Raw genomic sequence first — 13,153 nt, 5'->3', positions numbered from 1 at the left:
TGGGAGAGTGCAGATGACGCAAGGACTGGAAGGGGTAACGACGGCGATCCTCGGTTTGGCAATGGATGCGGCAAGCCTGCGGCAACAGGCGATTGCAGCGAATATTGCGAATGCCAATACGGCCGGGTACGTGCCGCAAGGAGTCAGCTTCGAGGCACAGCTGGAAGATGCGCGCCGCGGTTTGCGGACCCAGGGGAAAATAGATCCGTTTGCGATTGCTGGCGTCAAACTGCAAATGCAGGCGATGCAGAGCGTTAGCGGACAGATGAATCCGATCCAGCTTGACACCGAAGTTGCCGCGCTGTCGCAAAACACGATGCAGTACCAGGTTCTGGCAAAAGGGCTGAACAAGCACTTTGCCATTTTGGAAAGTGCATTCAGCGACGGCAAGCGATAGGAGACTCCGATGGATTACACACATACTTTTGCAATCAGCGCCGCCGGCATGTCAGTCGAACGCGCGCGCGTGGATGTTGCCGCGCTTAACCTGGCCAACGCACAGACCGTGCAAAGTACGGACGGCAAGAATTTCCAGCCTTTGCAAGTGATCGCACACAGCGCTGACCAGGGATCGTTCAACCAGTTGATCAGCCAGGGCATGCAAGGTGCAAGCGAATTCACCCGCGATTTGCCGGTGGCAAGCGTTGAAGTATCCGGCGCCAGTCCGCGCCAGGTGTACGAACCTGGCCATCCTTTTGCCAATGCCCAAGGTTTTGTTTCTTATCCCGGTGTTGATCCCGCCCGGGAAATGGTGTCGCTGATGACGGCGATGCGCTCTTATGAGGCCAACGTGGCGGCGATGAATGCGGCACGCACCATGGCGCTCAAGGCTTTGGATATTGGGGGATAAGCATGAGTATCGATAGTATCGCCAGCATAGCAAATGTTTCAATGACGGACCCTGCACTCGGCCCGGCCGCTGCGGCGCAGCAGGGAGGTTTTAGCCAAATGGTGACAAAGGGCCTGGACGAAGTGAACCAGAAGCTGTTGTCGACCCAGACCGATTTGCAAAAACTGGCTGTCGGCGACGTTCAGAACCTGCATCAGGTGATGATCAACCTGGAAGAGGCGCGCATGTCCTTTCAGCTGTTGATGCAAGTCCGGAACCGGGTGCTGGAAGCCTATCAGGATGTAATGAAAATGTCAGTGTGAGATGAAATGTTTAATGAAAAGCCACAAAGATTTTCCCGTTGCCGGAGCGTACCGTGATTGACGCTTTCTGGAAAAACCTGGGCCGCTCCGCGCGTATCGGCCTGGTGACGGGCGTGTTATTGATCGTCGCCTTCCTGGCGTTCGGGATCTGGTCGTTACGGACCGAATACCAGGTGCTGTTCTCAGACCTGGCGCCGCAAGATGCGGCGGCCATGGTAGCCGAACTGGACCGCATGAAAGTACCCTACAAACTGGGGGATAACGGCGCATCCATTCTGGTGGATAAAGAGAGCGTTCATCAGACCCGTCTTAAGCTGATGAGCAAGGAATTGCCTCTACATGGCACGATAGGTTTCGAGCTTTTTAACAACACAGATTTCGGCATGACCGAGTTTGCGCAGAAGATCAATTATCAGCGTGCATTGCAGGGAGAAATTACCCGCACCATTTTGTCCCTGTCTGAAATCCAGGCCGCCCGCGTGCATCTTGCGCTGCCGGAAGAAGGTTTGTTCAAGCGTAGCAATAATGTAGCTACCGCAGCGATTACCCTGACGATGAAAGAAGGGAAGATACTGCGTCCCGAACAGGTAAGCGGGATCCAGCGCCTGGTTTCGTCAGCGGTGCCCGGGATTGCCATCGCCGATGTGACGATTGTGGACCAGCATGGGGTGGCATTGACCCACATGGGACGCGGCGAAGGCAATGTCGACGCGACCTCGTCACGCCTGGAGTTGAAAAAGGAAACCGAGAACTATCTCAGCCACAAGGCCAATGAGGTGCTGGAACGGACTTTTGGCGTCGGCCAGGCGCTCGCCAGCGTGGATGTCGTCCTGAACATGGACCAGGTGCGCACCACTACCGAAGATGTCGTATCGCCGCCTGGAAGAAACGGACAAACGCCGACCGGGGTCGTGGTGCGGGAACGTGAAGTCATGCGCGACGGCGGCGCTCCATTGGACAACAAGTTCTCGACCGGCGCCAGCGGCGGTTCGCAGCGTGAAGTCGAATACTCGGTAGGGCGCAGGGTCGAGCAGGTGGTTGCCGTTCCGGGTTCGATTCGGCGGATTCAGGTAGTCGCCGTGGTTCCCAAATCCCTCGACGAAGCGCAAGTGGAACGTATCAGGAATGTTGTCGCGGCAGCGGTAGGCGCTTCGAGGGACAGAGGGGATACGGTGGTAGTCCAGCCCTTGAATGCATTTGGCGCCGGCGATGTTGCAGGCGGAAATCGCGTCGCGGCTGGAGACGGCAATGTACATGAAGATGCCGATCGGTCTGCCGCTCCGGCAAGTAACGGTATTGCTTCGAGCGTATCGGACAGGACCAGCCAACTGGTGCCGTTGCTGTTGTTGGCCCTGTTGCTGGTGGCGGTAAGCATTTTCGGCGTGGCAAGCCTGAGAGGCCACCGCAAAACTGCGACTGATGCACCGGCTTTGTCCGAGGAACAAAGAGAGGTTGTCTTGCAGCAGATACGTAGCTGGATGCAGGAACCATCTGCGGTAAGCGGCGCTTCCTCAAAGGCAAAAACGTGAACGATACCCTTGATTTCCGCCGCACGGCATTGCTGCTCCATGCGATGTCGGTTGCGGACCGCGACTGGATGCTGGCCCGGCTGGGCGGTGAGGCAGCGGCAATTTTAAGGACGATGCTGGACGAGCTGCTTGCATTGGGTATCCCGGCAGACCAGGCGTTGCTTGATCGCGCCGCCGAAAACATTACGCCGACGGCCCGTGCGGCCAAGTCTTCCGGTATGTCGTTGAATGCGGAACGGAAAAGCGGGGCGGATGTTCTCCCGGCAAGCGCGCTTGACAGCGCCATTGCCCAATTGACAAACGTAGCGCCTGCCACATTGGCGCAAATTCTAAGCGAAGAGCCGCCAGAGCTGATCGCGCGTTTCCTGGCTTGTCACGACTGGAAGTGGCGCGACGGCGTACTGGAAAAACTTGGTTCAGGGAGGCGCTTGCAGGTGGAGCGCCTTGCACATTCCTTTTCGGCTTGTCCCCCGCGCTTGCGCGAAGTCTTGTTGCAGTCCGTGGCTGCACGTGTCGCGCAGTTTCCAACTTCCACGCAAATGCAAAAGCAGCCGCGTTTGGCGAATGCCAGGGATCCGGCTGTGCAGCCGGCTGGGCGGATAAAAAAAATGCTGACGGCATTCAAGCTCCAAAGACAGTTTTCCAGCCTTAAACGAGGCGCCAGGTAATGGATAAGGACTCGCATTCCCAGCAAGTTTTGCATCGGCTTGAATTGCATCCTTTGCCGCGGGTCTTGTCGCGTCCGCATGTTTTGTCCGAGGCGCCGGTTTTGGCGCGCGCACCGGAATCCGGTGTGCAAAGCCCTAAGGCGGTAGCGACCGCGTCTCCGGCCGAGATCCAGGAGCAAGCATGGCAAGAGGGATACCAGCGAGGCTTGATTCAGGGGCAGGAAGAGGGGAGCCGCCTCGGCCGAGAGGAAGGATTTAGCGACGGACGGCAAGAAGGTCTTGCCGCCGCCGAAAAAGAGAGTCTGCAATCTGTACAAAAGGCAATCGATGCTGCCCAGGCTGAACTGCACAAGCGCGAAACCCAGCTCGCATCTCTCTTGAAAGACATTCCAGCACGCATCGCCGATTGCCTGGCGCGAGCCGAGGACGACATGGTCGCCCTGACGCATGCGTCTGTATGCCGCATCGTGGGCAGCGCCGCTGTTGCGCCGGACGGCGTGCGTCAGATAGTGCAGCAGGCCATGGAGCAGCTGCGTTCCGGCGGGCAGGTCGTGATCCGGCTGCATCCGGCCGACTATCAGCTATTTGCCGATGCTGCCTCTTTGTTGCCGGGCCGGGAGGTGTCTTGCGTATCTGACGGCCAGGTAGCTCTGGGCGGCTGTCTGATCGACTATCCGCAAGGGACCCTCGATGCACGCCTGGAAACCCAGCTTAGGCAGTTTACCGATTTGCTGTTGCGTGTACGGAATTCGGCAGCCGCCGATACTGCGGCCGAGCCGTCGCTGCCTGCACGGCAGGAGGAAAATCCGTCGTGAGAGCCGCTTATCTTGATGCCCTGCGCGCAACCGACCTGACTCGAAAGATCGGCTACGTGCGCCAATTGACCGGCCTGGCGATCAACGCCAGCGGGCCGGATGTCGCTATCGGCGAAATCTGCAGGATTTTCCCGCGCGGTGTTGGCGCCGCAGCAGAACCTGCAGGAAGGCTGGTTCATGGCACGGGAATCCTGGCGGAAGTGGTGGGCATCAAATCCGGGCAAGTCACGCTGATGCCTTACGGTTCCGTGCAAGGCCTTGCGGCTGGGTGCGAGGTGGTTGCCGACGGTTCCAGGACCGAGATCGGTGTCGGCGATTCTTTGCTGGGACGCGTTATCGACGGTTTTGGCCATGCGCTGGACGGCTTGCCTGATCCGGTGACCGGCATCAGGCGCAGTTTGAAAGGACTGCCGATTAATCCGATGCAGCGGCCTCGCATAACCGAGGTGCTGGAAACAGGTATTCGCAGCATCGATAGTTTGCTGACGATAGGCCAGGGACAAAGGGTGGGGATTTTTTCTGGCAGCGGCGTAGGCAAGAGCACCCTGTTGGGAATGATCGCCAGGCATGTAACGGCAGACATCAATGTCATCGCCCTGATCGGCGAACGCGGGCGTGAGGTTCGTGAATTCATCGACAAGCAATTGGGCGAAGAAGGTCTGCAGCGCTCGGTCGTAGTGGTCGCCACCTCCGACCAGCCGGCCCTGGCGCGGGTGCGAGCGGCTTATGTCGCGGTTGCGGTTGCCGAGCATTTCAGGGATGCGGGCAAGCAGGTTCTATTGACCATGGACTCGATTACCCGGTTCGCCATGGCGCGGCGTGAAATAGGCCTATCCGCGGGAGAGCCGCCTACCGCGCGCGGCTATACGCCGTCGGTGTTCGCCGAATTGCCTGAAATTTGCGAGCGCTGCGGCACCGCGCCGTCTGGCGGCGCGATCACGGCTTTATTGACGGTGCTGGTAGAAGGCGATGACCTGAATGAACCGATTTCGGACAGCTTGCGTTCCATCCTCGATGGCCATCTGGTGCTTACCCGTCAGCTGGCGCATCAGGGCCAATACCCCGCTCTGGATGTCCTGAAAAGCGCCAGCCGCCTGATGCCTGACCTGACTACGCCGGAGCAGAGGCAATTGGCTGTGCACGCCATCAAGATGCTGGCTCTGCTGGAGCGCAATCGGCAGATGGTCGATATTGGCGCGTATGAGCGCGGCAGCAATGTCGAGCTCGATCGCGCACTAGCCGTGGAGCCGGAATTACTGCAGTTTCTGCGCCAGAACCTGGGTGGAATCCGACGCGAAGAAGCGCTGAAGAAGCTGATGCAGGTGTTTGGAGTTGCGCAATGAGCGGCGGCATGGCTACCGATTTGCGCGGCTTCGTATATCCGCTGGCGTCGGTCCAGCATCGATATCAATGGCAGCTGGATATTCTGCAGGGAAAATTGGCAGCGGTACAGGCTGAGCTGTTGGCGGAACAAGGGCGTCTTGACGAGCTGAAGCAGCAAATGGCCGTGCAGGCAGCGCACATTTCAAAGGCGCTGCAGCAGCGCATGAATCCGCTCGTGCACCAGCGTTCGATTGCCTATCTGGTGCAATGCAATGGCCAGATCCAGGAACAAGAGCAGCGCTTGTCGCTATTAGCCGAACAACGCCAGGAAATTCGCCAGGAATGCATTAAACAACAGCAGCGCCTTGAACTGACGGAACAGCACCGGTTGCGCTGCCTGGAGGATTACATCGCGGTGGAGCAGGTGCGCCAGAGCAACGAGGCGGACGGCGATTGGATTGCCCGCAGCGTCTGGAAAGAACGCATGGACGCGCCGCAAATACATGTAATGCCCAAACTGGAAGGAAAGGCATGACATCGATTCCCATATTGACTTCTGTGCTCCCATTGCTTGCCCGGACGGCGCCGGAACAGGGCAGGCAAGACGCTGACAGCCCGTCTCAGCAATCAGCGTGGCAACGAGAAATGGAGCGGGTGCAGATGCAGGACTGGTTAAAGCATCCAGCTTCGTCAGCGTCACCGCATCGTCAAATTGATCTGTCGCGCGCCAGCGGGAGCTCGCCAGAAGACCAGCTGAAACCGAGGCAATTGGTTTCGTTGCCAAGTGCTTCAGCGCAAAAGACGGTGGCTGCCACCCCAATAGTGGAACCGGCGAACATGCTGCTGGGGCCACAGATGCCCCTTGCGGTTCCAGGAAAGAGTAGCGAGGCATCGAGCAGCGAACCACAGCTGTCGCAGGAGCTGCTGCGACAGCTGCGCCTGAGCCTGGCCTCGCCGGTGTTGAACCAGGCTGGATTTGACGCTCGCGCTGATAGCGCTATCGAGGGGCGCCAGCAATTGCATCCCGGTCCGGGCCCGGATGGTGCGGCGGCTTCTGAGGAACCCCGGCAGCCATTGCGCATTCATGCGCAATGGAGCGGACAGGATGTTCAGCTGTGGCTTGGTGTCGACGGGCAGCGGACGTTGTCATCTTCTGAACTTGCGCAGATTGTGCGTGAATCGCAATCCTGGCTGAATGCACAGGGAGCACGGCTGCTGTCGGTGACATGCAACGGACAATTGGTCCATGCGGCGCCGGACGCCATGCGTTCCGGATCCTCGCAAGCAACTGTAACGGCATTCGAACAATCACAACCGGGAAAATCCTCAACTTCAGTTTTTTCTCCCATCTATTCATATTTTGATTCGCAGGAGGCATGATGGCTATCGACGCAGTCGGCGGTTCCAGTAATTTGCAGCCCAACGGCTTGAACATGCAGGATTTCCTGAAAGTGCTGCTGACGCAGCTGACTTATCAGGATCCCTTGAAACCAATGGATAACCAGCAGTTCATGGCGCAAATGGCGCAGTTCACCACGCTCCAGCAGAGCCAGCAATTGAACACCAAGATGGATCAACTGATATCGACCCAATCGGCATTGCAGTCAGTCGGGTTGCTCGGCCGCACGGTGGATATCAACACCAGCAGCGGTGCAGTGACGGGCACCGTGAAAGCATTGGCGCTGAGCGGCGACACACCGCAGCTGACCATTCAGACCACGGCAGGGGTGACCTTGGCAAATATCAGCTTGTCGCAGATTGTCACCGTACGGTGATCGTGGAAGCGTTCGCATCTTTAGGAGGATTACACCATGCTTGAATCGATCTATCTCGGTATGACCGGACTGCTGGGTTATTCGCGCGGCTTGAAAGTGATTGCCAATAATACGGCTAACATGAACACTCCCGGTTTTAAGGGATCGACCCTGCAATTTGCAGATCTGTTTTATTCCAACAGCAACCTGGGAAGCGGCGGCAACGGCAGAAATTATGGACAGATCGGCTACGGTCTCGATACCAAAGGGACGACCTTGAATTTTCGTCAAGGAGAGCTGCGGCAAACCAGCAACGACCTTGATGCGGCGATTGACGGCCTGGGGCTGTTTAATCTCAAAGATGACGCTGGAAACATACATTACACCCGCGCCGGTCAATTCCAGTTCAACGACGACGGCATCCTGGTCAACCGCAGCGACAACGCTAAAGTGTTGGGACTGGATGCCAATGGCGTGCTGGGGGAAATCAGCCTTGTGGGATTAAGGACCCATGCCGGATCGGCAACCACCACGATTAAATTCAGCGGCAATCTTTCCAGCAGCACCACCGACCAGACCGTCACCGGACTGAAGGTGATTGACGCTGCCGGCGCTGAACATGCGTTGAGCCTGAAATTTACCGGCGTCACCGGTACAACACCCGGAACGCCTACCATACCTGGCTTGCCGACGATACCGACCATTCCGTCGACGCCGACCACACCCGGTTTCTGGAATGTCGATCTGATGGACGGGACGAGGGTCGTAGGTAGCGGCACCATCAGGTTCCAGGATGGCAAGCCTGATCCAGCCACGGCCAAAATTTCCATGACCTACAAGGCTGGGAATCTGGCGCCGATTCCGATTACCTTGGATTTCAGCGGCGATGTAACGTCGTTCGCCGGCGGCACGCTTTCAACGCTGGCGGTGGCATCGCAAGACGGTTACGGTCCCGGAGCCATGAGCAAGGCGACTTTCGACGCTGACGGCAACCTGGTGCTGACGTATTCAAATGGACAAACAAGCAAGGCGGCCCGCCTGGCGCTGAGCCGCTTCGATTCGCTTGATGCCGTGACCGCGACCGGAAACAACCAGTTCAACGCCACCGGCACACAAGCCTGGCAGCTCGGGCATGCCGGCGCTGATGGATTCGGCGCCGTGCGCGCGGGACAGATCGAGATATCAAACGTTGATTTGTCGCAGGAGTTCAGCGACCTGGTGGTGATGCAGCGCGGATATCAGTCATCGTCGCAAGTAATCACCACCGCCAATGAGATGTTGCAGGAATTGTTTTCAATGAAGGGTAAATGATAGATGGGTGCGCTTAAAGAAAACGCGCAGAGCAAAGCAGTTGAGCAAAGATTCCGTACCATGAATTGGTGGTCGGAAGCCGATCTCTTGCAATTGACGAAGAGTCTTGATCTTGCGTGGCAACGGTGGCGCTCGGAGTGGCTGGACGGCCTGGCGCCGGCATCTGCAGACAGCGCCAATGCCGGCGTCAGCTGCGTGCTGGCGCACCTGGCGGATGGCGCTGCGGCCGCAGAAGAGTCTGAGTGGCAGGCCCTGTTTCCAGAACTTGAAGTCACCGATACTACTGCCGCGATCGATTCCCAGGTATGGGTCGATACCAGTTCGGTTTCCAGTGCGATCTTGCAGGCGATATTGCTTGGGACCGAGGTGAAGCAGCCTGCATCGGCAAAGAATGTTCCGGGCATTGCGACGGAAATGATTCATGCCGCCTGGTATGATTGCATCAAAGAACTGCGCAAATCCCTGGCGCAAGACGGCCTGGATCGGATCGACGATAGCCCGCAACTGCCGTTTGGTTTACATCGCGGGATCGACAACATACTGCCATCTCATCAGTTGCTGGCGTGGTCGGGGGCTGTGAACGTTACCTTGCCTTGGCATGGCTTGCTGCTGAAACTGCACATCGGACCCGGCCGTGTCGCCGCGCTGTTGCAGTCGGGTGAAAGAGTGCAAGCCGCCAAAACGCGTGCCGGCAACAATGTTCCGCTGGTCCCGCTGCACAAAGCGATCGAGAAGAAGACCACCAGCTTGAGGCTTGAACTTGCCGCAGTTGAGCTTGACCTCGGCAGTTTGCAAGCATTGGTCCTGGGAGATGTAATACCGTTGCCGCACAGGCTGGACCAGCCCTTGCAGGTGCTGGCAGAAGATGGCCCTCCCTTGTGTACGGCGTACCTGGGACAGCAACAGGGAATGCGTGCGATTGAACTATTCCGTTCTGCTACAGAAGGTTTTTCCGGCAAAACGCCCACCCTTTAATATTAACGATCATTTGACATGAACAAAATGAGTGAATCATTCGCAAGCCATCAGCCCGTCGCCCAAGTCATTGCCTTGAGTGAGCTGAACAATGCCGATCGCGCGTCGCAAGCAAACGTCGTCGACACCCTGAACCCATTGCACCAGATAAAGGCGCGCTTGAGCGTATGCGTCGGTGAAGCGGTCATGACCGTGGGCGAACTGTTGAATGCGAAAGAACATCAAGTGATACGGCTTGATCGCCATGTCGAACAAGCCGTCGATCTGTTGCTGGAAGGGCGCGTTGTGGCGCGCGGGCAGCTGGTTGCGGTGGATGAGCATTTTGCCGTGCGCATTACCGAGCTGCCGATTCCGCTGAAAGCCTGAGGCGACATGTTTTATCAGATTGCATGCTGCCGTCTCGGCAGTACACGCCTTGCTTTTGGGCCTTTGCTGACAGCCGCGGTATTCTTGTTGCCGGGTTCCGTACAGGCTCAAGCCAGTGCGGTTGCCGCATCGAGCGCTTTGCCGTTCAAGCAGGACGCCGGCGGCATCGATTTTCCGGCAGCAGGTGGAGTATTGCTCTTTTTTTTGATGGCGGCTGTCTTGCTGTGTTTTATCTACGCAAGCTGGCGCCGCAAGGGTGGCGAACGGAATAAATCCCGATGGCTGGCCTGGATGCCGTCGCCAGTGCCTGGCGCCGGACTCAAGGTCACCGCCAGCACGCGTCTGGCGGGCCGCAACTCCTTGCATGTGGTTGAGTGGGAGGGCGGCAAACTGCTGGTTGCATGCGGTGAGCAGGGAGTAGTGCGGCTGGCCGGTATGGCATCGTCGGGCGACGCCGGATCCGCGCTTCAGGATCGCTTGCCCGAGGATTTATCTTGAGACTGCAATCCCTCTATTTGTTGATTGTCCGTATTTGCGTATTGACTATTTTGTGTGCGACGTTCGGCTTGGCACAGGCGGAAGCGGGTTCCGCGCAGAGTGCTGCAACCATATCGGACTCGTTGGCTGAATCGAAATCTTCTGCACCAGTAGCCAAATTCATTGCACCGAAAACAAGCTCCTCTGCACCGGGAGTGGAAATCCGCTTTAACGGCGGCGCTGGCAAATCCAGCGATACCTCGCTGGCCATGCGGGTAGTGATAGGAATGACGATGCTGGCGGTCCTGCCCGCATTGCTGATGTCCTTGACAGCATTCATGCGCATTATCATCGTGCTGTCGATGCTGCGCCATGCAATTGGCATGCAGGAGACGCCGCCAAATACAGTGTTGATTGGGTTGGCGCTATTCTTGACCATGATCACCATGTCGCCGGTATTGGAAAAAGTAAACCAAGACGCTTTCCAGCCATTCATGCAAGGCAGCCTGTCGATGGAAACTACCTATGACAAAGGCATTCTGCCGATTCGCGAGTTCATGGTGCGGCAGACGCGCGAGCAAGACCTGGCGTTGATGGTGGAACTGTCGAAGGCCAAGGCTCCCCGCAATATGGACGATATCAGCAATGTCCAGCTGATCCCGGCTTTCATGTTGTCTGAGTTGCGCGCCGCCTTCCAGATCGGTTTCGTCATTTTCTTGCCGTTCCTGCTGATCGACCTGATTGTTTCCAGCATCCTGATGGCGTTAGGCATGATGATGATGCCGCCCACCACGATCGCCTTGCCGCTCAAGATCCTGATGTTTGTGCTGATCGACGGCTGGAGCCTGGTTCTGAAGGCGCTGGTTGGTTCGTTCCACTGAATAACCGGTGGCCGCCGTGAGTATTTCGCGCCCGTTCGCCAGCCATCTGCAATCTCACGAGGACGAGACGGCTGGAGGCACGGCTGGAAATCAGGAGGAATCCCTGCTGTGGCAGCGCTGGCGCGAGCACGGCGACAACGTGGCGCGAGACAGCCTGGCTCGCCATTATCTTCCTTATGCGCGGACCGTGGCGGCATCATATTTTGCGAAACGGTTTCATGACGAAATCGAGTTCGCAGAGTATCTGCAGCTGGCGTCGGTCGGCATGATGGAGGCAATCGATCGTTATGATCCGGGCCTTGGCGCCCAGTTCAAAACATATGCCGCACGCCGGATGCATGGTTCCATTCTCAACGGCCTCGAGCACCTCACCGACAAACAGCAGCAGATTGCGGTTCGCCAGCGCTTATTGAACGAACGGCTGGCCGCGGTAAAAAACCTCGATAGCGACGAATTGACGCAGGCGGCAGGCAAGACCTCAACCGAGCTGTTTCGTGACCTGGCGCAAATCGGCGTTGGGCTGGCGCTGACCTGGCTGTTGGCGGATACCGGCATGATCGATAGGGACGCCGAGACTGCAACCGAGATGATGCCGGTTTATCGCGGCCTGGAGCTCAAGCAATTGCAGCAGCGGGTGCGCGCCATGGTGCATGATCTTTCGGACCAGGAGCGGCAGGTGATTCATCGTCACTACTTGCTGGGAATTTCGTTCGACGAAATCGCCGAAGCGCTGGAACTCAGCAAAGGGCGCATTGCGCAGATTCATCGTAAAGCGTTGCGTTCTTTGCGAGACGCGCTGCGAGAGCAAAAGACCAGCGATGTATTCTGGTGAATGCTTTGAATGCACAGGCTATATTGCGTCAGCTATTTTTTTGTGGCGCGAGCAATAGCTTGGCTGCCTGGGAAATCGCAGAAGCCAGTTCAGGATCACCCTCCATTTGCAGCTGCACATCCTCAACCATCTGGTAAAAAGCCGGATCGTTGATCAGCTCGTCCCCCAATTCCGCCAGCAATACCGATTCCAGGAAAATCCTGAAAGCCTTGCGTTCGCGTTGAGGATCATCAGGATCGATGACTAGCACGCGTTGCGCGATGAGTCCTGCGATATCGCGTTCTTCCTGCAGCGTTCCTTGTTTTGCCTGTTTTTTTGCGCCAGTGGGGCCGGACGGCTTGCGCAGCGAAGCTACCTGGCTGCGAATCAGGGCGGCGATCTGTGCTGAGGCGTTAATCGAGGTCATCCAGCATTCTTTCTTCAAATGACTGGCGCAGAATCAATGAAGCCGGCTTTGATTGTAGTTGGATAGCAGGAAGTGATTGCCGCCAGGTTCTTCCTGATCCGCAGTTTTCTCGGAAGCGACTGTCGGATCGGGCGCCGGCGTTCCGCGGGTTCGGTGAATTTCCGCGATCAGCAGCTGGATATTGCCGTTCAATGCAGCATTTGTTGTATTTGCAGTCATGCCCAGCTCGAAATAATGCAAGGCGCCATCGAATGCATCCTGCATGAGCTCCGCGTAACCAAGCACAAAAAGCTTCAGTGGATCAGTATCCGGCAGTGTCAGCAATGGCTGCCAGGTCACCAGGGCGATAGCAGGCCGCGTGGTGACGAACTGAAGCACGCCCAGCTCGAAGCGGGCGATGGAAAAGTCAGGTGCAAGCACGACCGCCCGGGCGTATGCTGCTTCCGCTTCCGCCATTCTCCCTAGTTGGGCCAGTTCTGCGCCAGCCAAAAAATGCGGCAGAGGCGAATCCGGCTGTTCCTTGCTGGCTTGTTCAAGCAGATTCAGGGCGGTAACGCTGTCATCCGCCTGGCTAGCGTTGATGGCTTGCTGCACCAGGGGATGGAGTTGGGGAGATTGGGGCTGCATAAGGCTTCTCAAAGTTAAGCGTTGCTTAGTCGTTGCA

General features: G+C 57.4%; 18 protein-coding genes. 16 read left to right on the top strand and 2 right to left on the bottom strand.

From position 1 onward, the window contains the following. The first annotated feature begins 13 nt into the window (after nucleotides 1-13). The 16 genes from flgB (at nucleotide 14) to BM062_RS17645 (ending at nucleotide 12,083) form a co-directional block, all read left to right on the top strand. Complete coding sequence (flgB, locus tag BM062_RS17720; protein ID WP_092399245.1) at nucleotides 14-397, top strand: flagellar basal body rod protein FlgB; 384 nt, start codon at nucleotides 14-16, stop codon at nucleotides 395-397. A gap of 9 nt (nucleotides 398-406) precedes the next feature. Next, on the top strand, nucleotides 407-850 hold the full coding sequence (gene flgC, locus BM062_RS17715; protein WP_092399243.1) for a flagellar basal body rod protein FlgC: 444 nt from the start codon (nucleotides 407-409) through the stop codon (nucleotides 848-850). 41 nt (nucleotides 851-891) lie between these two features. Beyond that, complete coding sequence (gene fliE / locus BM062_RS17710) at nucleotides 892-1,152, top strand: flagellar hook-basal body complex protein FliE (RefSeq protein ID WP_254785134.1); 261 nt, start codon at nucleotides 892-894, stop codon at nucleotides 1,150-1,152. Nucleotides 1,153-1,205: 53 nt separating this feature from the next. Continuing rightward, complete coding sequence (gene fliF / locus BM062_RS17705; RefSeq protein WP_092399341.1) at nucleotides 1,206-2,681, top strand: flagellar basal-body MS-ring/collar protein FliF; 1,476 nt, start codon at nucleotides 1,206-1,208, stop codon at nucleotides 2,679-2,681. Beyond that, complete coding sequence (locus BM062_RS17700) at nucleotides 2,678-3,349, top strand: hypothetical protein (protein ID WP_092399239.1); 672 nt, start codon at nucleotides 2,678-2,680, stop codon at nucleotides 3,347-3,349. Before fliF ends, BM062_RS17700 begins: the two co-directional genes overlap by 4 nt. Nucleotides 3,350-3,414: 65 nt before the next feature. Further along, nucleotides 3,415-4,164: a FliH/SctL family protein gene (locus BM062_RS17695; protein WP_175501064.1), complete on the top strand. Its 750-nt coding sequence runs from the start codon at nucleotides 3,415-3,417 to the stop codon at nucleotides 4,162-4,164. Next, on the top strand, nucleotides 4,161-5,507 hold the full coding sequence (locus BM062_RS17690) for a FliI/YscN family ATPase (protein ID WP_092399235.1): 1,347 nt from the start codon (nucleotides 4,161-4,163) through the stop codon (nucleotides 5,505-5,507). Before BM062_RS17695 ends, BM062_RS17690 begins: the two co-directional genes overlap by 4 nt. Next, the gene (locus BM062_RS17685; protein WP_092399233.1) at nucleotides 5,504-6,022 is read left to right on the top strand and encodes a hypothetical protein; all 519 of its coding nucleotides are present in this window, start codon (nucleotides 5,504-5,506) and stop codon (nucleotides 6,020-6,022) included. Before BM062_RS17690 ends, BM062_RS17685 begins: the two co-directional genes overlap by 4 nt. Next, nucleotides 6,019-6,867, top strand: coding sequence for a hypothetical protein (locus tag BM062_RS17680; RefSeq protein WP_092399231.1), 849 nt, complete (start codon nucleotides 6,019-6,021; stop codon nucleotides 6,865-6,867). The genes BM062_RS17685 and BM062_RS17680 overlap by 4 nt, the downstream gene beginning before the upstream one ends. Further along, complete coding sequence (locus BM062_RS17675) at nucleotides 6,867-7,262, top strand: flagellar hook assembly protein FlgD (RefSeq protein ID WP_092399229.1); 396 nt, start codon at nucleotides 6,867-6,869, stop codon at nucleotides 7,260-7,262. The genes BM062_RS17680 and BM062_RS17675 overlap by 1 nt, the downstream gene beginning before the upstream one ends. 36 nt (nucleotides 7,263-7,298) lie before the next feature. Beyond that, nucleotides 7,299-8,552 carry a flagellar hook protein FlgE gene (locus tag BM062_RS17670; RefSeq protein WP_092399228.1) on the top strand — a complete coding sequence of 418 codons (1,254 nt, stop codon included), beginning with the start codon at nucleotides 7,299-7,301 and terminating at the stop codon, nucleotides 8,550-8,552. Between the two features lie 60 nt (nucleotides 8,553-8,612). Next, the gene (locus BM062_RS17665) at nucleotides 8,613-9,527 is read left to right on the top strand and encodes a FliM/FliN family flagellar motor switch protein (RefSeq protein ID WP_092399226.1); all 915 of its coding nucleotides are present in this window, start codon (nucleotides 8,613-8,615) and stop codon (nucleotides 9,525-9,527) included. Between the two features lie 27 nt (nucleotides 9,528-9,554). Further along, entirely contained in the window at nucleotides 9,555-9,893 is a 339-nt protein-coding gene (locus tag BM062_RS17660) for a FliM/FliN family flagellar motor switch protein (RefSeq protein WP_254785133.1), read from the top strand. Between the two features lie 138 nt (nucleotides 9,894-10,031). After that, a complete protein-coding gene (locus tag BM062_RS17655) occupies nucleotides 10,032-10,391 on the top strand; it encodes a flagellar biosynthetic protein FliO (protein WP_175501063.1) in 360 nt (119 codons plus the stop codon). A 248-nt stretch (nucleotides 10,392-10,639) separates the two neighbouring features. Beyond that, nucleotides 10,640-11,251: a flagellar type III secretion system pore protein FliP gene (gene fliP / locus BM062_RS17650; protein ID WP_092399339.1), complete on the top strand. Its 612-nt coding sequence runs from the start codon at nucleotides 10,640-10,642 to the stop codon at nucleotides 11,249-11,251. 7 nt (nucleotides 11,252-11,258) lie between these two features. Continuing rightward, nucleotides 11,259-12,083, top strand: coding sequence for a sigma-70 family RNA polymerase sigma factor (locus tag BM062_RS17645; protein WP_092399220.1), 825 nt, complete (start codon nucleotides 11,259-11,261; stop codon nucleotides 12,081-12,083). 28 nt (nucleotides 12,084-12,111) lie between these two features. On the opposite strand, the gene BM062_RS17640 is transcribed toward BM062_RS17645, so the two are convergent. After that, nucleotides 12,112-12,489: a hypothetical protein gene (locus BM062_RS17640; protein WP_139220095.1), complete on the bottom strand. Its 378-nt coding sequence runs from the start codon at nucleotides 12,487-12,489 to the stop codon at nucleotides 12,112-12,114. A gap of 33 nt (nucleotides 12,490-12,522) precedes the next feature. Continuing rightward, the gene (locus BM062_RS17635; protein WP_092399216.1) at nucleotides 12,523-13,116 is read right to left on the bottom strand and encodes a hypothetical protein; all 594 of its coding nucleotides are present in this window, start codon (nucleotides 13,114-13,116) and stop codon (nucleotides 12,523-12,525) included. Nucleotides 13,117-13,153 lie beyond the last annotated feature (37 nt).

The sequence above is a fragment of the Collimonas sp. OK412 genome, from assembly GCF_900112135.1.
In the GTDB taxonomy this organism is placed as follows: Bacteria; Pseudomonadota; Gammaproteobacteria; order Burkholderiales; family Burkholderiaceae_D; genus Collimonas; species Collimonas rhizosphaerae.
The sequence above is the reverse complement of the archived record's forward strand: the minus strand, read 5'-3'. Positions and strand labels throughout refer to the sequence as shown.

Bases quoted from the DNA above. Each gene is read 5' to 3' on its own strand.
- flgB (WP_092399245.1), top strand. From the start codon at position 14: ATGACGCAAGGACTGGAAGGGGTAACGACGGCGATCCTCGGTTTGGCA.
- fliE (WP_254785134.1), top strand. From the start codon at position 892: ATGACGGACCCTGCACTCGGCCCGGCCGCTGCGGCGCAGCAGGGAGGT.
- BM062_RS17670 (WP_092399228.1), top strand. From the start codon at position 7,299: ATGCTTGAATCGATCTATCTCGGTATGACCGGACTGCTGGGTTATTCG.
- BM062_RS17640 (WP_139220095.1), bottom strand. From the start codon at position 12,489: ATGACCTCGATTAACGCCTCAGCACAGATCGCCGCCCTGATTCGCAGC.
- BM062_RS17680 (WP_092399231.1), top strand. From the start codon at position 6,019: ATGACATCGATTCCCATATTGACTTCTGTGCTCCCATTGCTTGCCCGG.
- fliP (WP_092399339.1), top strand. From the start codon at position 10,640: ATGCGGGTAGTGATAGGAATGACGATGCTGGCGGTCCTGCCCGCATTG.
- BM062_RS17675 (WP_092399229.1), top strand. From the start codon at position 6,867: ATGGCTATCGACGCAGTCGGCGGTTCCAGTAATTTGCAGCCCAACGGC.
- flgC (WP_092399243.1), top strand. From the start codon at position 407: ATGGATTACACACATACTTTTGCAATCAGCGCCGCCGGCATGTCAGTC.
- BM062_RS17685 (WP_092399233.1), top strand. From the start codon at position 5,504: ATGAGCGGCGGCATGGCTACCGATTTGCGCGGCTTCGTATATCCGCTG.
- BM062_RS17665 (WP_092399226.1), top strand. From the start codon at position 8,613: ATGAATTGGTGGTCGGAAGCCGATCTCTTGCAATTGACGAAGAGTCTT.
- BM062_RS17635 (WP_092399216.1), bottom strand. From the start codon at position 13,116: ATGCAGCCCCAATCTCCCCAACTCCATCCCCTGGTGCAGCAAGCCATC.
- BM062_RS17660 (WP_254785133.1), top strand. From the start codon at position 9,555: ATGAGTGAATCATTCGCAAGCCATCAGCCCGTCGCCCAAGTCATTGCC.